Raw genomic sequence first — 21,164 nt, 5'->3', positions numbered from 1 at the left:
ACAATTATGAATCATCTTAATTCTTCAGAACCTCTGGTTAGTGTAATTATCCCCACGTATAACAGAGCAGAATATTTAAAACAAGCGATCGCCAGCGCAGTTAAACAAACCTATCACAACATTGAAATTATCGTTTCTGATAATTGCAGCCCCGAAAGTCCCCAAGCAATTGTCGAATCCTTTCAAGACTCGCGGATTAAATTTTGGCGACATCCAGAAAATATGGGGATGTTGCCCAATCAAATGAACGCCTTCAAAATGGCACAAGGTAAATATGTCGCTAGCCTCCATGATGATGATATTTGGCATGAGGATTTTTTAGCCAAGTTAATACCACATTTAGAAGCAGATTCTCAGTTGATTTTAGGTTTTTGCGACCAGTATATTATTGATAGCAAAAGTCAAATTAATCACGAAAAAACAGAAGTATATACTCGTGATTATCAGAGAGATAAATTAGCCGAAGGAGCTTACCAAAATTTTGTCAAAATAGGCTTAATTGACAAAAGTATCCCCACAGCTTCAGCTTGTGTCATTCGCAATCATCTGATTGATTGGGATAGTATTCCCCCAGAAGTTGGCGGAATGTGGGACTTATATTTAACTTATCTATGTTGTATATCAGGTTATGGAGTTTACTATTATCCCGAAAGATTAACCCTATATCGTGAGCATGAACAAACTGATACTCAACTCAGTGGTAGTAGAAATGCTCAGGCAAAAATTCGTAAAGCTCAGAGCGAAATTTTCTGTTACAAAATCTTCATGGAAGATATGCGTTTAAAAGAATTTCGTTCCTACTTTCAACAAAAGTGGTTGGAAGCTCATACAACTTTAGGAATTGGTTTATTACGTAATCAACAAACAACAGCAGCACGTTCCTATCTTTGGCAAGCATTCACGCAACAAAAATTTAATTTACGGACTTTCGTAGCATTAAGTTTGAGTTTTACTCCACGAACTTTAGCTAATCCCCTGTTGGGAGTGAAGTAAGTAGGGAGGTAGGGGAGCAGGGGAGCAGGGGAGAAAAACTAATGACTAATAACTAATGACTAATAACTAAGGACTATAATAGATGAAAATCTGTATTGTGACCCATAAAGTTAGAAAAGGTGATGGTCAAGGTAGAGTCAATTATGAAGTTGTGAAAGAGGCTCTACGTCAGGGGCATCACCTCACATTATTAGCTAGTGAGATTGCACCGGAATTAGCAGAAAATCAAGCTATAAATTGGGTGAAAATTCCGGTTGATGGCTATCCGACGGAATTTATTCGCAATTTCATTTTTGCTCAAAAAAGTGCTGATTGGTTGCGAAAAAATCGCGCTAATTTTGACTTAATAAAAGTAAATGGAGCGATTACAAAAGCTACAGCCGATGTGAATGCTGTGCATTTTGTGCATAGTTCTTGGTTGCGATCGCCTGTGCATATTTCCCGTGTGCGTCGAGACTTGTATGGTGCGTACCAGTGGCTATACACAGCCCTAAATGCCCATTGGGAAAAACAAGCTTTCCAAAGAGCCAAAATTGTCGTCGCCGTCTCGGAGAAAGTCGCCCAAGAATTAGTCGAAATTGGTGTACCCCGTTCCCGAATCCGGGTAATTGTCAATGGCGTGGATTTACAAGAATTTGCGCCCGGTGTAGCCAACCGTCAACAATTAGGGCTACCAGAAAACGTCACCTTAGCGTTATTTGCCGGAGATATCCGTACACCCCGGAAAAACTTAGATAGCGTGCTGCAAGCTTTAGTCAAAGTTCCCGACTTACATCTAGCTGTAGTCGGAAATCCCGAAGGTAGCCCCTTTCCTGAGTTAGCAGCAAGTTTGGGGTTAAGCGATCGCGTTCATTTCGTCGGCTATCGTCGTGATATCGCCGATATTATGCGAACCGTCGATTTATTCGTGTTTCCTTCTCGATACGAAGCCTGCACCTTGGTATTGTTAGAAGCACTCGCCTCTGGATTACCCGTAATTACCGCCACCGCCACCGGGGGAGCAGAATTAGTCACCCCAGAGTGCGGCGTAGTTTTACCCGACTCAGATGATACTGACGCTTTAGCAACCGCCTTGTTGTCAATGGTGAGCGATCGCCAGCGTAGGCAACAAATGAGTCAAGCCGCTAGGACTTTAGCCGAAAAGTACAGTTGGCAGACTATGGCACAAACCTATATGGATCTATTTGAGGAGTTCATTAGCCATGCAGAACACAGTTCTCATCCCCACCTATCGCCGTCCTCTCGATCTATCACGTTGCCTTACGGCACTACAAGCGCAAACTAAACCAGCCAACCAAATAATAGTAGTTGTCCGCGACACAGATACAGAAACAAGGCAATTCCTCGCCAACTTCGATCCTCAACACCTACCACTACAAACCGTCACAGTCACACAACCAGGGGTAGTTGCCGCCCTCAACGCTGGCATGGCAGCAGTCACAGGTGATATAGTTTCCATCACCGATGACGATGCCGCCCCCCGTCCTGATTGGTTAGCAAGTATCAACGCCCATTTTCTCAAAGATACTGCTGTCGCTGGCGTTGGTGGTCGTGACTGGATTCACCAAGGCAACCAAATATTAGACGCATCCCGCCCAATAGTCGGACAATTGCAGTGGTTTGGACGAGTCATTGGCAACCATCACCTAGGAGTAGGAGAACCCCGCGAAGTCGATATTCTCAAAGGCGTAAACATGAGTTTTCGCACCCAAGCTATTGGAGAATTACATTTTGATCAACGGATGCGAGGCACAGGCGCACAAGTACATTTTGAAATGGCCTTCACCCTAGCCTTAAAACGTGCAGGTGGAAAAATAATTTACGATCCCCAAATTGCCGTAGATCACTATCCAGCCCAAAGATTTGACGAAGACCAACGTCATAATTTTAACGCGATCGCCCAAATAAACCTAGTCCATAACGAAACCCTCATCCTATTAGAACATCTCCCACCCCTACGCCGTACCATCTTCCTATTGTGGGCAATCATCATAGGTACAAGAGACTGCTACGGCTGCCTCCAATGGCTGAGATTCTTCCCCAGCCAAAGCCAACTAGCAACCCGCAAACTCATAGCCTCACTACAAGGACGTTGGCAAGCCTATCAACAATTCCAAACCCAAAACCCACTCAAACCGCCCCTAACACAACTACAAAACTCAAACTAATTTTGTAGGCGCAAGCCTTCCCGCAGGCTATGCGTGAATTTTGAATTTTGAATGAGAGAATTTTGAATTTTGAATTGACATTAGCGTGCCTCTGCGTTTAAAAAAATTGTAGGAAATACCAGTGATTTCTCAACAAATACTCTTTAACACCTTTTCAAACCAAAAATTTTCACCCAAACAGCGATCGCTAGAAGGTTGGCTAGTCATCCTCGGCTTTATACTACTAACAACAACTTGCTATTTTGCCGGTGCTGCTAGCCTACTCCGGATAATTTATCCAGCCACAGCTTTTGTTGTAGCGATATTTTTATACTTGCGCCATCCCATCCTGTATATCGGCTTCAACTGGTGGATTTGGTTTCTCACCGCCTTTGCCACCCGGCTAGTTGACTATCGCATCGGTTGGGATCCCACCCGCCAAATGATGGTAGCACCCTATTTAGTATCATTTGTCAGCATTGCTACCTTCATCAAATACTTACCCAGTGCAGCCCGCCAGGGAGGCTTACCCTTTATTCTCCCCGCCTTGGGTGTATTTTATGCCTTTCTAGTAGGATTAATTTTTAATGCACCGCTTCCCGTAGCCAGGGGCTTTTTAGATTGGGTTAGTCCCATCATTTTCGCCTTTCATTTGTTTGTCAACTGGCGAGACTACCCCAGCTATCGCCAAAATATGCAACGAGTATTTTTCTGGTGCGTATTACTCACAGGGGCTTACGGCGTGTATCAATTTGTAGTAGCTCCAGAGTGGGATCGTTATTGGCTAATAGAATCAAAACTTTACACCAGTTCCGGCTCACCTGAACCCTTTGGGATGCGGGTATGGAGTACAATGCACTCTGTTGGCCCCTATGCAGCCGTCTTACAAGCTGGCTTATTGTTAATGTTTACCAGCACTCAAGGGGCGTTAACTTTTCCAGCGTCCGCCTTTGGTTATTTATCATTCCTACTTACCCAAGCACGTAGCAACTGGGGAGGTTGGCTACTGGGGGTAGTGATGATTTTCATATCAGTAAAAACGCGGATTCAAATGCGTTTAATCGCCATCATTTTGATGATGGCAATCTGCGTTGTACCCTTGACAACTATCGAGCCAATTTCTGAAGTTGTGGCTGAACGGATGGAAAGTTTTACCAATCTGGAACAAGATACTAGCTTTAGAGATAGATCAGGGAACTATGACAGAAACTTGAATCTTGCCTTAACTAATGGACTGGGTAACGGTTTAGGAAATATTTGGAAAGTCAACGAAGAAACAGGACAAATCGAAGTATTTGTAGTTGACAGTGGAATTTTAGATATGTTTTTCACCTTGGGATGGTTTGGAACAATCCCATATTTAGGCGGATTAATCTTATTACTTTACAACGTTTGTAGCTATAGTGAAGCCCGGTTTGATAGTTTTGTCAGTGCTGCCCGTGCTATTGGTATAAGTTTTTGCGCCCAGCTAATTATCAGTAGTGGAATGCTGAGTATCATGGGGATGATTTTGTGGGGATTTTTAGCGATGGCAATGGCAGCCCACAAGTATTACAAGCAGCAAGGAATTAGTTATTAGTTATTAGTCATTAGTTATTAGTCATTAGTCATTAGCTTCCTTCTCCTCCGCCTCCCCTACTCCCCCAACTGTACTGGTGCATCTGAAATTGGTACAATTCAGGGTGCAAGAGAGGAGAACATTCACAGATGGTAGCTACCCATACGGATTTAAATATTGCTGCTCTAGAGGCAGAATACAGTCAGAAATCACCAAGGGAAATTCTCAAGTTTGCCTTGGACACTTTTAACAACATGGCAATTTCCTTCAGTGGTGCTGAGGATGTTGTTCTCATTGATATTGCTTCCAAGATTACCAAAGATTTCCGTGTGTTTACCCTTGACACAGGACGCTTGCACCCAGAAACATATCAGTTATTGGATCAAGTTAGAAAACATTATGGTATCAAATTAGAAGTAATGTTCCCTGATACGGCAGAAGTTCAAGTTTTGGTAGAAGAAAAGGGAATGTTTAGCTTCTACGAAGATGGTCATAAAGAATGCTGTGCAGTTCGCAAAGTTAAGCCCCTGCGCCGCAAACTTAACACCCTTGATGCTTGGGTAACAGGACAACGCAAAGACCAAAGTCCCAGCACCCGCAACCATATTCCTGTAATTGAACTTGATAGTGCCTTCTCTACAGAAGACCATCAATTAATTAAGTTTAACCCCTTAGCCAACTGGTCTTCTGCTCAAGTGTGGGAATATATCCGCGCTTTAGATGTACCTTACAACAAATTACACGAGCGCGGTTTTATCAGCATTGGTTGCGAACCCTGCACCAGACCTGTTTTACCCAACCAGCACGAACGGGAAGGCCGTTGGTGGTGGGAAGAGTCTACCGCTAAGGAGTGCGGTTTACACGCAGGTAATTTGCAAAAATAGTTAAGTAGTAGGTGAGGTGCGTTAAGTTTTGACTAGCGCACCTGAATTTATCAGGTCACAACTCAATCATAAAACTATCTCGTAAATGAAAATCAGCATCTACACCTTTATGAGTTAATGCCCAGTAGGTTAGATGACTGTTTTGTTGTTTAATGACAGTGGTAATTGCTACTTCAATGGGTTGGTTTTCTGAGATGATTGGATTCAAATCAACATTCAAAGTCAGCACTAAACTATCTGATTGATTCTGCACACTCAACGGCAGCACACTAAAAGCTGTTTCTTGTTGCATTCCTTGGCGATAGTTATCAAAGTGATAGATGTTCCAATGTCTAGCCGGGGAAAGGTTAAATTCCCAATAACTTTGAGAATTTTTCACACCCAAAAAAAACTCAAAGCAGGTATTTTCCCATAGTTCATGTTTTCGCTTTGGTGTGTCTGCGGGTGGAGGAATGATAATTTTTTCTAAGTCGCCTGTTAGTTGGTAGGTGATGGTGAGTTGATTTTGATGACGGTTGATGTTACCTGTGATTTTGACATCAGGTAAAGATTCCCCAGAGGGGAATGGTTGTAAAGTAAATGTTTGTTGGTTCATTTCATGTCTTGAATAATTTGGCGAATCTGAGTTTCTTGAGATTCTATACTTTCGGTAAGCTTAAACTGTACAATTGCTCTGGCTAAGTTATGTTCTGGATGCTTGACTTTAAAGTAGACATTCCCGGCTAAATAATCCGCAAAAAACCGCAACCCTAACTCAAAGGCTATCAGGCGAATAGCATCATACATATATGTGTAATCGTTCTCAGTCAAAAACGCTTGAGCTACGGAAAGATAACCTCGTAATATTCCCTGGCATAAATCTGTATCAAAATAGACATTATTCCAGTCTGCTGTTTCTTCCCCAGCCGGATTACAACCAGAACGCAAACAGTCACCAATGTCGTAATGTACTAACCCCGGCTTTACTGTGTCTAGGTCGATGACACTGACGGCTTTGTGAGTGCTGGTGTCAAACATAACATTATTAATTTTGGGGTCGCCGTGCATTAACCGCAGAGGTAGTATACCCTGAGCTTTGGCATTTTCTAGGATATGTGCAAAGGTGGCGCGATCGCTCACAAACTGTAGGCAATAATTTACTTCTGGGGAGGGTTGCGGTGTAGTCGTCGCCAAAACTTCTTGATAATGGCGCAGGTAAAGCGGTGTGATGTGAAAACCTTCCAGGGTATCGGCTAATTTTTCCGGTGGTAAGTCGCTAATTAAGTTGTGAAACATCCCCAAAGCGTAGCCAATTTCTTGCGCCTGTTCTACACTTTGCATGGTGTCGAAAGACTGCGACCCAGCAATAAAGCTAATTCCTCGCCAAAAGTTGCCCTCAGCATCAATATAATAGTCTTGAGCTTGCTGTGTTGATAAAACGCGGGGTACTTCCCAACGACGGTCTAAGGGGGTATGTTGTAGTCTTTGGCGTACATGGTCTGTGAAAGTACGCATATTCTGCATAATCAGTTGGGGTTGGCGGAATACCTGCGTGTTGATGCGTTGCAGGATAAAATGCTGTTCCCCAGGAGCATCAAGAGTGACTAAGAAAGTATCATTTATATTACCACTGCCAAAACCGCGAACATCCACAACTTGACTCTCAAGCGTGAATTGTTGAGCGATCGCCACCAGATTTCCTATACCATGAGTCCTGATAACTGTTGTCATATTGGTTTTTACTCCCCACAGATGAATTGCACAAAGGCAATAGGAAATTATAGTAGCTTAAGTTTTCCGCCCAGTATATATATAAGTGTTGCAAAGAATGCGATCGCTTATTCACCACGGCGACAAATCAAGTTAGCATAGTTGAGTTCATCAGGATTTCGACGGAACAAATCGAGGATGTCGGAAACCGCAGAAAAATCATGTTGGCAAATTTGTTTGCCTTGAGCATCATACACCCGCACATAACCAGATGGATCGTCCTCCTGTCCAGGCATAGCAATCAATGCTGGAATTGCATAAACCACCGCTTGATACTTACTATCAGGGTTAGTATATCGCTTGCGTTCATAAGCTAAGGGATGATGCGCCCCTCCTATCAGCCACAAAATATAGACTACTAATGCAACACCTCCAGCCAAGACTAAAAGCTGCGGTTTCCTTGAGTTTTGCATGATAATTAGTTTCTCATGTTCCCTTTGCTGATCAGAAACAGAGAACCGGGTAGCCACAATCCGAAAATCAAACCTAAGCGGGAAGTAATCGCTAGCCAGTTGAGACTGCGATTGTAGAAGATATCATATATCGAATAAACGCACGAAGCCACACCAACTAAACCAACCACCCGTAAACTAATAGCGTGACTTTGGGGAAACCAACAGGCGATCGCAAATACAAAGCATAATCCTACAATAACTGTTGTACCAATGATAAATTCTACTTGTTTATCCGGTGGTCTGGTAGCAAATACACCAGGAGATTGCAACAGCAGGGAAATTCCCCCCAGCATTGATAAAACTCCCAGCACTTTCCAAAAAGTTTTACTCACAATTACTTCTCCTTTGGTGATGATTTTATACCACCTAGTGGGATAAGCTATTTTAGTACAAGTGAGGAGATTAGCGATTTAAACTGACTGCAAACTCAAAGCTTCAAACTGTCGCCAACACAGGTACATAGCACGGGGAACATGAAAACATCCCTTCCATTTACCGCCTTTGAGATTTAACAACACTTCTCCACGGCGATTGAGATAACCAAACCACTCACCATATTCTAAATCAGCAAAGTGTGACCAAGAATAATCATGGATTTTCTCATACCACTCCCAACACTCTACTCTCCCGGTGAGACGATAACCCATTGCTAAGGCCACTAAAGTTTCTAAATGCACCCACCACAGTTTTTGATCCCATTCCAACTGCTGCGGGGGATGTCCATCTGCATCCATAAAGTAATATAAGCCACCATATTCATTATCCCAAGCAAAATTCAGGATATTTAACACCACATCAACAGCTTGATTAATGGTTTTGCGGTCGTTTTTACGGTTGGCGATATCCATAATAAACCACATGGCTTCAATCCCATGACCAGGATTAATTAACCTGCCATCAAAACAATCAATGTGAGAACCATCAGGAGTAACGTTTTCATACATCAATCCCCGTTCTTTGTCCAGAAAATCTGTCATGACTTCCTGAACGGTTGCAGTTAAGACACTTTCTAAAGTTTCTTCAGATAGCAACCATTCCATTTCTAGGGTGAGGTTGGCTAAAATCATCGGCACAGCTAAGGCTTTCATGGGGCGTGTGCCGGGGTAAGTTTTGCTATATTTACCTTTAGGATGTTCTTGACGGCGTAGCACATTGTTGTATGCTTGCATTGCTACCTCCTGCGCCCATTCTTCACCAGAGGCTAAAGCATACTGACTAAATGCCATTGCCGCAAAGCAATCAGAGAATATATTATAAGGCTGAACTAATGGTTTTCCGGCACGAGTCAGGGCAAAATACCAGTTACCTTCGTTATCTCTGCCGTGTTTAGCTAAAAATTTTGCGCCATTACTAGCGATTTTTAACCAGTTTTCCCGTTGTTCTAGTTGGTTGCACAGCATGGAAAAAGTCCACACTTGGCGATTTTGCAACCAGATAAATTTGTCTGTATCATATACCTCGCCTTGACGATTTAAGCAGGTGAAATAACCGCCTTGTTCCCAGTCTACTGAATGTTTTTCCCAAAATGGCAAGACATCATTGAGAAGGGTGTGTTGATAAAGTGCTGCTAGTGCTGAAAAATCCTGCGCCATATTCCCCTGGTGAAAAGCAACAGGGTTCATTATCGCTTTGCTGGCGATGAACTACAAGTATTTTAAATTTTATATCATGTCCGTTTGAATAGTTATCATATCTGTTGGGGTAGGGAACAGGGAACAGGTAACAGGAAGGAACAGGCAACAGGGAACAGGAAGGATCAGGGAAGAAGAAAAGATCAGCATCGAAAACTTATCATAAGTAATTAGCCGGACATGATGTTAATTGGTTTGACAGCACCCTGTAGTCAGTGGTTTATCTACCAATTAAAACTTCTTCTTTGATGATTTCCCGATGAAGATTGTAGTTTTTGGCTAATTCGCGGTAGACAGTGAGGGTTTCCTCGTTGACGCGCGTAGCTTTGAAGCGTTCAAGGTTTTTTTGTGCGCGATATTTATATTTTTCCAGTTGTTGCGGATTTCTGAGTAATTTGCTCAACGCATCTGCTAAACTTTGACTATCTTTGGGTGGAATCAGAACACCAGCCTGTCCATGATCCAAAGTTTCAGGAATGCCATCTACATTACTAGCAATAATCGCACACCCGGCTTCTCGCGCTTCTGTCAACACTAAACCAAATGATTCGCAATGGGAAGCCAGCACAAAGATATCGGTTGCTAGCATATAGCGTTGTGGTTCTGGCTGAAATCCTTCAAAATGAATGCGATGACTAAAGGGTGTATTTTTCACCATTGTCTCAAACATGGTGCGATCTGGCCCATCCCCGACTAAATATAAATGTGCTGGCGGAAATTCCGGCGCGAGTTTCATAAAAGCTGTGATTAATTCCGCAATTCCTTTGCGGGTATACATCCCGGCTACAGTGGTAATTGCTGGACGATGTAATGGTAATGGTTGATAATCTGGTAGTTGGCGATGCCGGGGACTACCCAAGGTGCCGTTAGTAACTATTCTCAGTTTCTTTTTGGGTATACCACGCCGGATCATAGAATTAGCTACAGCATGACTAACTGCTATGACTCTATCTGCTAATCCCATCAGGATGGCACTACGCTGAAACTCATTGTGTACTGTGGAGACTAAACCATAATTACAGCCATTTCTCAACATCGCCGCTAGCACTACGCCTGTCATCATGTGTGCATGAACAATATCTGGCTGAAATTTTTGTATCAATTGCCGCAACTGCCATGCAGCTTTAATTATATTAAATGGTTGTCTAGACTGATCTAAATGAAAATGTCTGACACCATAACTTCCGAGTAAGGCGGCGTATTCTCCTCCCGCCGAAGCCACAGCAATTTCATAACCACTTTTTGCTTGTAAACAGGCTAGGTCTACTGCTACATTGACAATACCATTACCGATTTCTTGGACATGATTAGTAATATGTAATATTCTCACCTAAATGTTCTCCATAGGAATTATAGATAATTACCTAGACAAATTCTTGTTTTATTCTGGTTATCGACCAAAAATTTATATGGGCTGTAAATTTGATGTGAAGATGCGCCCTAATAATGATTATTATAAGCTGAACAGAATTTACTATCTAGTCCTCAGTTTTGAAAAAGATTTCATGGTCATTTAAAAACTGTTTGACAAAGCCCGACGGTAAGCTTTGGAGTTGGGAGGAGTAGGAAGCGATCGCGCGATTTTTTTGTTCTTGTACCCCAGCAATGGCAACTCTATAGGCTGCTGCTATATCCTGAAGCTTTAGCAGGATAAATAATGGCGACCTCCAAAATAACCACACGGGATACTGATAAAAATCAACTTGAATATTTGCGGCTTTAATTGCTGTTTTTACTAATGTAAATGTCGCTTCATGGTCTTGATGACAATCTTGGCGATGGGGAACATAAACTTCTTCTGGCTGATAATAGTTTATCATTGCAGATAACTGTTTAATTATCTGTTGATATTCTTCATTTTCTAATTTCTTTAAACCTCCATCTGCTTTAGCTAAAAAGTGAATATCTGTGGCTGCTACCCCTAGAATTTCTAATGCTTTTATCGCTTCTTGTTTGCGAGTTTCAATGATGTGATTCTGCGCATCTTGATTTAATGCTTCTGCACCCGCGCCATTAGTCAAAAATACCACGACCACAGGTATTCCTAATGCGCGTTTTTGGGCAATCATCCCGCCACAGCCAAAGGTTTCATCATCTTGATGGGGAGAAAATACCATTGCTGATTTCTGACTTAAACCTAGTTTTTGACTTCCAGCAAACAACAGCCAATTCCATAGTAATTTAGAGTGTAAATATTGCAGTTTCTCTAGCCATTGGTTAGGCATGAGCTTTTGTAATTGCTGGAGGTGATTTTTCATGGTCATATTGTTGTATTCTCTACAAACTTAAAATCTATTTTGTGTGTTACTGGTATTTTTATTTCTTGAGAGAATAAACAAGATTATAAGTTCATTATTATGAAGAACAGATAAAGAATGATTGTGAAAAAGATGTGGTTTAATTTAGACCAAAAATCAAAACCCCGACTGTTTAAACAGTCGGGGTTTTGATTTGTGATACTTGAGAATGTTGATAAAATCTTTACAGGCGATAGACAATTACTTTGCCTTTCCAATTTTCTTCAACAAATACCAGATATTCACCATTAGCACGACGCACAGCACGAATACCTTGAGGGATATCAATCCAACCGCTTTCACCTGCAACTTCTGGGCCTGGTTTTAATGTTTTGACTAAAGTTCCTGTCTTAGCATTATAAACATTGACTACGGCGGTTTTAGATGTCACGGAAAAAACATAATCGCCAGCGATACTCATAGCTGCGGTGACAATTTCCCGCTTACCTGTGGTGTCGTGGGGGACAACAATTCGCCAACGGGGTTGACGATTGCCTTGACTCCAATTATCAAACCTGGCAATTTCCGAACCGGCGGCTTTGGCATCATCCCCAATTGATGGATGTTCCGCCGTGAAGCCTGATAAATACATGGTGTCGGTTTCGGGGAAATATTCGATGCGGCGTAAATCTGTAAAAAAGCTGGGAGTCTTATCCTTTTTCATGGTACGATAGCTGTAAATCGGATTACCATGAGCATCTAGTCCTTGAACGGGATAATGACGAATGCCGTCTTGAGTGCGTAAGGTTTTCCAGACATCACCTTTGCTGTCTACCCACCATCCCCCCATGTAAGGATAGTCTTGGCTAGTGTCGTATTCACCTTGATCAAAAGCACCGTTACCGTTGCGATCGCGCCAAATCCATTCCCCCTTTTGCGGTTGATAAGCTGGCCATTTACCACTCATTGCTGCTTTACCATCCCCACGAGTACCGACAAACATCCCGGCAGGAATAGCAATTTTACCATCCTTAGCGGGATTGAAACGATACACTTGCAGAAAACTGGTGTACATATCTGTGAGGAACATGAAAGGTTTACCGTTGATGCGACGCACAAAGGTAGCATCTGGGGATGTATGCAAACGGGGATCTTGAGGATATTTGAATGGATTTAAGGTATAGGCTTTGTAAGTCCATTGTTTACCCGCCGGTTTACTATAATCCATTGCAAATTGTTCTTGCTTAGTGAAAACGCTTAACCCATCACTTTGAGGATCAGCATCAGCATTTTCTACAAAGAATAATCCTAATAATTGCCAAATTTGCTTACCTGATGGGGAAAATTTTCTTAAATCTGTGCCGGAATTATTAAACCCATTACTATTAACATAAATATTGCCTTGCTTATCTGCACCTACGCCAGTCAAACCATAAAATTTTAAGCTGTGGACTTCTCCGGGTACACCGCTATAAATTCCGCCTTTGTTACCGAAGGTTCCCACTTGTACAGGCTGATTTTTGATATTGTAAATCAATACTTGCTGACGAGTGCCGTTTTCTGCTACTAAAAGTCTGTTTTGGTGATCGATAGCGATCGCCGTTGGTACACTAACATTAGTAATCTGTTGTGGTAATTGCTTTCCGGCTGGAGTGTAGCGTACAATCTTCGCAGGATTACTGGCATTTTTACGTTGAATAATCCAAAGATTATCCTGTTGATCAACTGCGATCGCTCCTGGTCTAGCAATACTAAAACTACGTTTTTCCTGCATTGTATCAGGATTGTAGACGCGAATTTTGTTAGTAGCAAAATCACTAACAAATAACTCATTACCTATCGTTGCTAACCCAGTAACTTCACTTTTGTTACTGACAATTAACATACTTTTATCCCAACCCCTTCCCCCAGGGAAAGGCGCAGGTTTTCCTGATAAGTCGTAACGTCTGACACAATACCAAGTTGTTCCTTCGGCGGGATAATCTTGATCTATTTTGCCAACAGCACCTTGAATCATCGCCATGTAAATATATTTGCTGTCGGCTGTGATAGCTTCCCCACCGCCTCGACTCCAACCGTGAGTATCACGCAGAATCGCCACAACATCGGCATCCTTATATATTGATGCTTCTGCACCTGCTTCATCCCAATGACTATTAGTATAAATAGTGCCATTGGAAGCAACATACATTCCTTCAATATAATTCTGTACCCACTTATTCCCACCACGAAAAGTATTACCTATCCAAGATGTTTTATAAGTAGTTGCGGGAACACTACTTATAGTTTCATCTATGGGAATACCAACGGTAGTCAGAATTAAACCCGTCATCACTGCCAAAAAAAATAGTAAAAATTTTAATTGGCGAAACTTAAGATTGAGCGATAAATTTCTGAGGCTTTGGACTAACTTTAGCTGTACTTTACGCAAATACTGAAATATTTGGCTTCTCATGCAGTAAGTTTCCCAACATTTTATCTATTGCTAGGGTAAGTTAATTAATCTTATCTAGTCATAAGTAATAAATAATCATCTGTCAAATCCAATATTTGATAGTTAGCATTAGTAATTATTATTTATATTTTTAACCTCCATAAATAGTAATCAAGTAATCATTCATACTGTACCTTACCTAGCACAACTTGTAAGACAATAGTGGAACTATTGACTTGATGAAATTGTTAAATTTAAAACAATCTATTTATATTAACTGCCCATCATGCCTTTGACGAGCAGACATATACATACATAACAAATAGTTACGGCTTCATATTTCATGTTTAACAAATTTTTATCAAAACCACATCATTGGTTTATTTTTGCTATGAGTTTGTCTAAAAGAATATTAATTGTGTTTATATTGACTTTTTTCTCAAATTTAGTAACTATAGATTTCAAAAAAAATTATTTATTGCTACTGGTAGTTTTACTATCTTTACGTTGTCTAGTATGAGGCTGTGCGAATAAACACCTCATTGGAATTGAAATGAGGTATCTACCATTTCTTTCACAAAAACAGGTAAGTTTTGATATATCCATAATCAGGAGATGATTCATTTAATAAAATCTTTAAATACTAGATGATTCCATATAAAATCTCTATTTTATCATAGGAAAAATTTACTGATTAGATAGATGAGAAGCGAATATAAATACTAAAGACTGTCGATGTACTGTTATATACAAAACAAATAAATGGGTTTTTGTATAGAAATAAACAGAAATATTTTGGCGAACAAATTGGAGATAAATAGTGAAAGATAAAACAGCTAATATTAGTTCAACCTCTGCTTCTATTCTCACTTTAGGAACAGGCTGGTTTCCGAAAACACCTGGAGGATTAGAACGTTATGTGTATGAGCTAATTCATACATTAGCGGCGGATAAATACCAAGTAGAATTATGTGGAGTAGGTTTACCAAACACAGAATTAAATTTACCAATCACACTGACTAACTTAGCATCACCAGATACTTCTATCTGGCGAAGACTATGGTCTATTAGGAAAAATTTCCAACAACATAGAAGAAGTAAACCCGATGCGATTAATTTACATTTTGCATTATATAGCTTTCCGATTTTAGATATTTTACCGAAAGGAGTGCCGATTACGTTTAACTTTCATGGCCCTTGGGCTTCGGAAAGTAAACAGGAGATGGTGAATAATCAACTGAGCATTTTTATGAAGCGTCGGCTGATCGAACAAACGACTTATCATCGCTGCGATCGCTTCATAGTTCTTAGTAAAGCTTTTGGCAATATTTTACATAAACAATATAAAGTTTCGTGGAAGCAAATCCATATTATTCCCGGTGGTGTTAATATCGAGAAATTCCAACCAAACTTATTACAAACAGCCGCTCGTCAGCAGTTAGGCTGGCCAGATAGTCGCCCTATTTTATTTACATCCCGGCGGTTAGTAAACCGGATGGGACTAGATAAATTGTTGGCAGCTATAGCAATTATTAAACCAAAAGTACCTGATGTTTGGTTGGCGATCGCAGGTCGAGGATATCTCAAAACTACTCTAGAACAACAAGCGAAAGCATTAGGCTTAGAAAACAATGTGAAATTCCTAGGTTTTCTCCCAGATGAACAGTTACCCATAGCCTACCAAGCTGCTAATTTAACTGTGATGCCAAGCCAATCTTTTGAAGGATTTGGATTAGCAATCCTAGAATCTTTAGCTTGCGGAACCCCCGTTTTATGTACACCAATCGGGGGGATGCCAGAAATTTTGCAACCCTTTTCACCAGAGTTAATCACCACTTCTACCGAAGTTTCAGCCATTGCCGAAAAATTAGAACAGATATTACTAGGACAAATGCCCACGCCGTCACGGACAGATTGTCGTCAGTATGCTGCAACTAACTTCAATTGGCAAAAAATCGGTCAACAAGTGCGTCAAGTTCTCTTGGCTTAAATAGTAATTGTCTCAACAACAATTTAATAGCTAAGTGACATCTCTGTGATTGTAAAAATCAATTCCACTCGGACACCGGAGATAAAATTTCTATGCTTGCAATTAATGCACTTGCTAATCAATACTATATCTACATCAAAAAAGGACAGCAACCAATTCCTTGGGATATATACGACAGCAAGCCACCAGTTAAATTTGGTTTAACTGATTATTTGAGTAAAGTATTTCAAGCTATAGAAACAAGTTCGGCGATTCGTGATTTCATCTTTTATATAACCTGGGATGAAATGGATGAATTGCCAACTTATGGTCAAAATGTAGTTGTTTTTGTTGTCGGAGACGAATGGTATCGGACACCAATGTATGCTCATAAAGTCAGGGCTGTATTTAAATGTATAGGAACTCGTCCCGTCTTAGGATGTAATCCTCTACTTCAGCCTTCTTTGCTGAACTTGCTCACCTTAATTCAATTTCTCAGAATCTTAATTGTTTCCTTCCCTGGATTAGCAAATTATCAATACCACAAATTGAAAAGTTGGTTATCAGGTAAAGGTAAAATCACTCCAATTTATGACATTCCTCTAGGGTATAACAATTCCAAAAATCTACCAATTAAGCCCATCGAAGCACGGCTGTATGATACTTATTTCTCTGGTAGTATTGTACACATATCTTATCCGATATGGTCTTTGAAGCATTGGCTAGGAACTCCCAAAAGCTTGGCGAGAAAACTGATGATTTCTAGTCTCCAAAAATTGCAACGCAAAAATCCCCATTATCAAGTCGAATTAGCAATTACAGCAGGTTTTCATGACAGAAAACCTGAAGATGAGCGCAGTTATTGCGAAATTATGATGGATACTAAAATCTGTGTTGTTCCTAGAGGCACATCTTTTGAGACAAATCGGTTATTTGAAGGTATGAAATATGGTTGCGTTGTCGTTACAGAAGCTTTACCTTCACGGTGGTATTTAGACGGCGTGCCTGTGATTCAAATTAAAGATTGGCGGGATTGGGAAAAAGTTTTAGAAAACCTACTACGTAATCCGCAATTAATCCAAGAAATGCACCATAAATCTCTGGATTGGTGGCAAAATAAATGCTCAGAAACTGTTGTGGCGGAATACGTTGTTAAACAATTGAATGCCAGTATTACACTCAGCAGTCAACAGCAAAACCTATTACCAATAGCAAATTTGTCTATGTCTTTAACTCCACCCTAAAGAGGATTAGGGATTTGAGATTTTGCTAGCATAAAACTAAATGTTCTTTAAGCAAGTCTGATATTGTCATATCTTGCAGCATTCTCAATAAGTGTTAGGTGGGCATTGCCAACAATATAAAACTCAGGGTTTTAGCTACTAAAAAGCAATGCCCACCCTACAATTTTCTAGTATTACGCAATTGTCATAATGAAACTTTATTCACTAAACTATCAATAATTTATTTGTGATGAAAATCTTATTTTTAGACCAAAGCGGTAAACCTGGTGGGGCGGAATTGTGTTTAATTGATATTGCTAAACCTTACCGCGATCGCGCCTTAGTTGGTTTGTTTGCAGATGGTAGTTTTAAAACATTACTACAACAAAATCATATACCCGTTGAAGTTCTCACCACCCAAAAAATTCAAGTTAGAAAACAAAGTAATTTCTTGCAAGCATTTGGTAGTTTAACACAACTCGCACCCCTAATATTTAAGGTAGCCGAAACCGCGAAAAAATATGATATAATCTATGCCAATACTCAAAAAGCATTAGTTATTGGGGCAGTAGCTAGTTTTTTAGCTCGTCGTCCCTTGGTTTATCATTTGCATGATATCCTGTCATCAGAACACTTTAGCCAAACTAACCTTCGCGTTGCTGTTAACTTAGCTAATCGGTTTGCTACATTAGTCATTGCTAATTCCCAAGCTAGTAAAACAGCCTTTGTGCAAGCCGGAGGAAAAGCAGAAATAACTCAAGTTGTCTATAACGGTTTTGATGGAAAACTCTATCAAACCAGTCCGGCGGAAACTCAAAAACTGCGGCAACAATTAGGAGTAGAAAAGAAATTTGTCGTTGGACAATTTAGCCGACTTTCACCGTGGAAGGGACAGCATATTTTAATCGATGCTATTGCTCAATGTCCGCCAGAAGTGACAGCAATTTTAGTTGGTGATGCTTTGTTTGGTGAACAAGATTATGTTAAACAATTACATCAACAAATTACCCAACTAGGACTAGAAAAGCGCGTGAAATTTCTGGGATTTCGGAATGATATCCCGCAATTAATGGCAGCTTGTGATTTAGTCGCCCATACTTCCATTGCACCCGAACCTTTTGGTAGAGTCATTGTTGAGGCGATGCTGTGTGAAAAGGCTGTAGTGGCAGCTAAAGCTGGCGGTGCAACAGAATTAGTAGAACACGGAATTAATGGGTTTTTAACTACGCCTGGAGAGTCACAAGAATTAGCAGAAATTATTAATACTTGTCTGCAAGATCAACAGACAACTGCAACTATAGCGAGTCATGCTAGAACTACCGCTAGTCAACGTTTTGATGTCGCTCATATTAATCAGCAAATTGCCGAACTATTATTAAGCTGCGCCAAATAAATTATGTAGAGACGTTATACATAACGTCTCTACATCAAGGAATCAAGTATAATTGCAGTGATCAATTAACTAGGCTACTTCCCGCAGTTGCGTGGGGATATCCACCTCTGATAATGGTAAAGCCAGTTGTTCGGTTTGAGGTACAGCCGCTTGTTCTAACACCTGAACTTCAATATTTACACTGACTAAATAACTACCTGTATCAGCACCTACTGCTTCAGCAATTAATTTAGCAATGTCTGGACGTTTTGCTGTAAGCGGATCTCTGAGGATGCAACGATCCCATTCATGCTTGGCGGTGGGGTTGAGATTGAGAATGTAATGTTTCATCATTTTACCAGATCCTTTAATCCCTCTTCCAGAAGACCGTGACATAGCTGTTATCTTGCTGTACTAGGCTTTTTCGACGTTAGAACTATTATAGTACATTTGTACTAAACAGGGATTGGGGACTGGGGATTGGGAAAAAGTTCTTCTCCCCTGCTCCCCTACTCCCTACTCTCTCAAGCAACAGAGGTTAAAAAGATTTACCGTTCTCTGGAGAGTTCAATAACTGAACATCATTCACCCAAATTGCTTGCTGAGGTACGGGAATGTCAACGCCGACTTGATCGAAGGCGATTTTCAGACGACGACGGTATTCTCGCGCTACATCCCATTGTTTGAGAGGTTGGGTTTTAATCCAGACGCGAATCATCAAACCGCGATCGCCAAAATTATCTATCCCTAAAACTTGGGGTGTTTCCACAATTTGGCGTTTCCATTGTGGATCTTGATTCATGTTGAGAGCCACATCTTTAATTAACTGCAAAGCCTGTTCAATATCAGTATGATAAGCCACTGGAATCGTTAAATCGGCTCTTGACCAACGACTCGAAAGATTCGCCACCACTTTAATTTCACTGTTGGGAATCGTAATCAAGCGTCCTTCTGCGTCTCGTAGCTGTGTCATCCGTAAGTTGAGATTTTCGACTAAGCCGCCGACATCTCCCACAGCAATCACATCGCCTAAAGCATACTGATCTTCAATGATGATCAAAAAGCCATTAATCGCATCTTTGATCAAGTTCTGCGAAGCTAAAGACACCGCCACACCGACTAAACCCGCACCCGCTAGCAGGGGGACGATATCGATACCAAAGAAAATCAAGGCTAGGAGAATGCCAACCCCCACCCAAATCAAAGTCACAATACTTTTAGTTACACCAGAGAATGTAGAAACTCGCAGTTTCAAACGTTCGGAGGTTGCGGAATTTAATAAAGCACCACTGCTGATGAGGGTTGAGGTGAAGCGGTCAATTAGGGCAAAACTCAGACGAATAACTACATAAGTCCCGACTATAATTAGACCCAATTTTAAAGGAATTTGGGCGGCTGTGACAATCCCTACTTGCAATACCCTGGTATAAGGAAATAAACCCAAAATGATAAAACTACCACCGCCCCAAATCCCCCCTTGGGTGATTTGAAACAAGCGTTTTTTGACTTCTTGAAAATGTTGATGTTGCTGTTGATTTAGCTGAGATGTAATATTTTCAGCGTCTTGTGAAGGGGCGGGAATAGGTTCTATGGAATTTTGTTTAGAACGACGCTGCCAAGTATAAACTCCCCAACCAGCTACAAGCATGGCGAGGGCGATACCAGCAGCGATTTTACCTTGGTTGAGCAGAAATTGCGGCTGTCGCTCTCGTTTAGCCCGTTCTAGCCCGGTTTTCACATCTTCCACAATTTGTTGTGCCAAGATTGAGGGATCTATCTGTTGCAGTCTAGCGTCTGCGGTGGTGACAGTCATCAGGTATTTACCGTTGACTTCAATGATTGGTAATCCATTGACTGTGCGGGTATTGACTTCAACTTGTTGTGCATCTGAGCGAAAGAATTTTGTACTGATTTGTGAGAGATTCTGTTGGATATTTTGCGAACGATCTGAAAAGTTGCTTCTGGATGCGGCAATTTGAAATAATCGCCTACCATCCAAATACACCCAATCTGATACAGTTCGGTTATTCGTTTCATTGCTCAGATTGTTAGGAGCTGGCAATTGAGGTAAAAGAGGAATCTGGGCAGTAACTTTCGGCACAGAAGCAACATTAAACGCTGTTGTACCTGCGATCGCCGCAGATTCACTCCATACTGGTTTACTACCCAAAAAGCCGGGTACTGACTGGCTAGAACCTGCTGTTGCTGCCGTTGTCACTGCCACAGCTATCGTGCATCGAGCGATCGCCAAAAATTTAAAGCGCACTCAAAGACCTCCTTTAGCGAAATTTACTGTAGACTGCTCCTCAAACCACCTTTCACATTTAACTTGTTACTTGGGTAAATGTACCTATCAAAAGTTAAGTTTTATTCCCATACAATTAAGTTGGGGTATTCTAATCCTTGAGATAGATGACAAATGAGTTCATCTGTCATGAGAAGTAATCATAAGAGTTGCCAATCTGTATACTCTTACCAAAAATAAATGTAAAAGAAAAAAGCCAGATATGCA

Annotated in this window: 18 protein-coding genes; 8 read left to right on the top strand and 10 right to left on the bottom strand. The window is 41.0% G+C overall.

Annotated features, from left to right (window positions below):
- The first annotated feature begins 6 nt into the window (after positions 1-6).
- From AACS98_RS07240 to AACS98_RS07220, 5 genes are all read left to right on the top strand, one after another.
- On the top strand, positions 7-993 hold the full coding sequence (locus AACS98_RS07240) for a glycosyltransferase family 2 protein (RefSeq protein ID WP_066377738.1): 987 nt from the start codon (positions 7-9) through the stop codon (positions 991-993).
- A gap of 82 nt (positions 994-1,075) precedes the next feature.
- Positions 1,076-2,278 (top strand): glycosyltransferase family 4 protein, encoded by a 1,203-nt coding sequence (locus AACS98_RS07235; RefSeq protein WP_066377737.1) that lies wholly within the window; start codon positions 1,076-1,078, stop codon positions 2,276-2,278.
- On the top strand, positions 2,196-3,161 hold the full coding sequence (locus AACS98_RS07230; protein WP_066377736.1) for a glycosyltransferase: 966 nt from the start codon (positions 2,196-2,198) through the stop codon (positions 3,159-3,161). Before AACS98_RS07235 ends, AACS98_RS07230 begins: the two co-directional genes overlap by 83 nt.
- 121 nt (positions 3,162-3,282) lie before the next feature.
- On the top strand, positions 3,283-4,719 hold the full coding sequence (locus tag AACS98_RS07225; protein WP_066377734.1) for an O-antigen ligase family protein: 1,437 nt from the start codon (positions 3,283-3,285) through the stop codon (positions 4,717-4,719).
- Positions 4,720-4,847: 128 nt separating this feature from the next.
- Positions 4,848-5,582: a phosphoadenylyl-sulfate reductase gene (locus tag AACS98_RS07220; protein ID WP_066377732.1), complete on the top strand. Its 735-nt coding sequence runs from the start codon at positions 4,848-4,850 to the stop codon at positions 5,580-5,582.
- Between the two features lie 55 nt (positions 5,583-5,637).
- Here AACS98_RS07220 and AACS98_RS07215 read toward each other — a convergent pair whose 3' ends face one another.
- The 8 genes from AACS98_RS07215 to AACS98_RS07180 all read right to left on the bottom strand — a co-directional run bounded on the left by AACS98_RS07215 (position 5,638) and on the right by AACS98_RS07180 (position 14,109).
- Positions 5,638-6,177: a DOMON-like domain-containing protein gene (locus tag AACS98_RS07215; protein ID WP_066377730.1), complete on the bottom strand. Its 540-nt coding sequence runs from the start codon at positions 6,175-6,177 to the stop codon at positions 5,638-5,640.
- On the bottom strand, positions 6,174-7,292 hold the full coding sequence (locus tag AACS98_RS07210; RefSeq protein WP_066377728.1) for a phosphotransferase enzyme family protein: 1,119 nt from the start codon (positions 7,290-7,292) through the stop codon (positions 6,174-6,176). The genes AACS98_RS07215 and AACS98_RS07210 overlap by 4 nt, the downstream gene beginning before the upstream one ends.
- 107 nt (positions 7,293-7,399) lie before the next feature.
- A complete protein-coding gene (locus AACS98_RS07205) occupies positions 7,400-7,744 on the bottom strand; it encodes a hypothetical protein (RefSeq protein WP_066377727.1) in 345 nt (114 codons plus the stop codon).
- A gap of 5 nt (positions 7,745-7,749) precedes the next feature.
- Entirely contained in the window at positions 7,750-8,118 is a 369-nt protein-coding gene (locus AACS98_RS07200; protein ID WP_066377726.1) for a hypothetical protein, read from the bottom strand.
- A 78-nt stretch (positions 8,119-8,196) separates the two neighbouring features.
- The gene (locus AACS98_RS07195) at positions 8,197-9,378 is read right to left on the bottom strand and encodes an AGE family epimerase/isomerase (RefSeq protein ID WP_066377794.1); all 1,182 of its coding nucleotides are present in this window, start codon (positions 9,376-9,378) and stop codon (positions 8,197-8,199) included.
- 259 nt (positions 9,379-9,637) lie between these two features.
- Positions 9,638-10,747, bottom strand: a complete 1,110-nt coding sequence (locus AACS98_RS07190; RefSeq protein ID WP_066377725.1) for a glycosyltransferase family 4 protein — start codon at positions 10,745-10,747, stop codon at positions 9,638-9,640.
- 148 nt (positions 10,748-10,895) lie between these two features.
- Positions 10,896-11,681, bottom strand: coding sequence for a PIG-L deacetylase family protein (locus AACS98_RS07185; RefSeq protein ID WP_066377723.1), 786 nt, complete (start codon positions 11,679-11,681; stop codon positions 10,896-10,898).
- Positions 11,682-11,898: 217 nt separating this feature from the next.
- Positions 11,899-14,109 carry a hypothetical protein gene (locus AACS98_RS07180; protein ID WP_066377720.1) on the bottom strand — a complete coding sequence of 737 codons (2,211 nt, stop codon included), beginning with the start codon at positions 14,107-14,109 and terminating at the stop codon, positions 11,899-11,901.
- 799 nt (positions 14,110-14,908) lie between these two features.
- On the opposite strand from AACS98_RS07180, the gene AACS98_RS07175 reads away from it, so the two are divergent.
- The 3 genes from AACS98_RS07175 to AACS98_RS07165 all read left to right on the top strand — a co-directional run bounded on the left by AACS98_RS07175 (position 14,909) and on the right by AACS98_RS07165 (position 18,673).
- Entirely contained in the window at positions 14,909-16,078 is a 1,170-nt protein-coding gene (locus tag AACS98_RS07175; RefSeq protein ID WP_066377716.1) for a glycosyltransferase family 4 protein, read from the top strand.
- A gap of 92 nt (positions 16,079-16,170) precedes the next feature.
- The gene (locus AACS98_RS07170; RefSeq protein ID WP_066377715.1) at positions 16,171-17,301 is read left to right on the top strand and encodes a glycosyltransferase; all 1,131 of its coding nucleotides are present in this window, start codon (positions 16,171-16,173) and stop codon (positions 17,299-17,301) included.
- A 229-nt stretch (positions 17,302-17,530) separates the two neighbouring features.
- Positions 17,531-18,673 (top strand): glycosyltransferase family 4 protein, encoded by a 1,143-nt coding sequence (locus tag AACS98_RS07165; RefSeq protein WP_066377713.1) that lies wholly within the window; start codon positions 17,531-17,533, stop codon positions 18,671-18,673.
- A 69-nt stretch (positions 18,674-18,742) separates the two neighbouring features.
- On the opposite strand, the gene AACS98_RS07160 is transcribed toward AACS98_RS07165, so the two are convergent.
- Both AACS98_RS07160 and AACS98_RS07155 read right to left on the bottom strand, forming a co-directional pair.
- Positions 18,743-19,006, bottom strand: coding sequence for a hypothetical protein (locus tag AACS98_RS07160; protein WP_066377792.1), 264 nt, complete (start codon positions 19,004-19,006; stop codon positions 18,743-18,745).
- Between the two features lie 184 nt (positions 19,007-19,190).
- Positions 19,191-20,822, bottom strand: a complete 1,632-nt coding sequence (locus tag AACS98_RS07155; protein ID WP_066377791.1) for a mechanosensitive ion channel family protein — start codon at positions 20,820-20,822, stop codon at positions 19,191-19,193.
- Positions 20,823-21,164 lie beyond the last annotated feature (342 nt).

The organism is Anabaena sp. CA = ATCC 33047 (assembly GCF_963870205.1).
Lineage (GTDB): Bacteria > Cyanobacteriota > Cyanobacteriia > Cyanobacteriales > Nostocaceae > Trichormus.
This window is presented reverse-complemented; position numbering and strand designations above follow the sequence as displayed.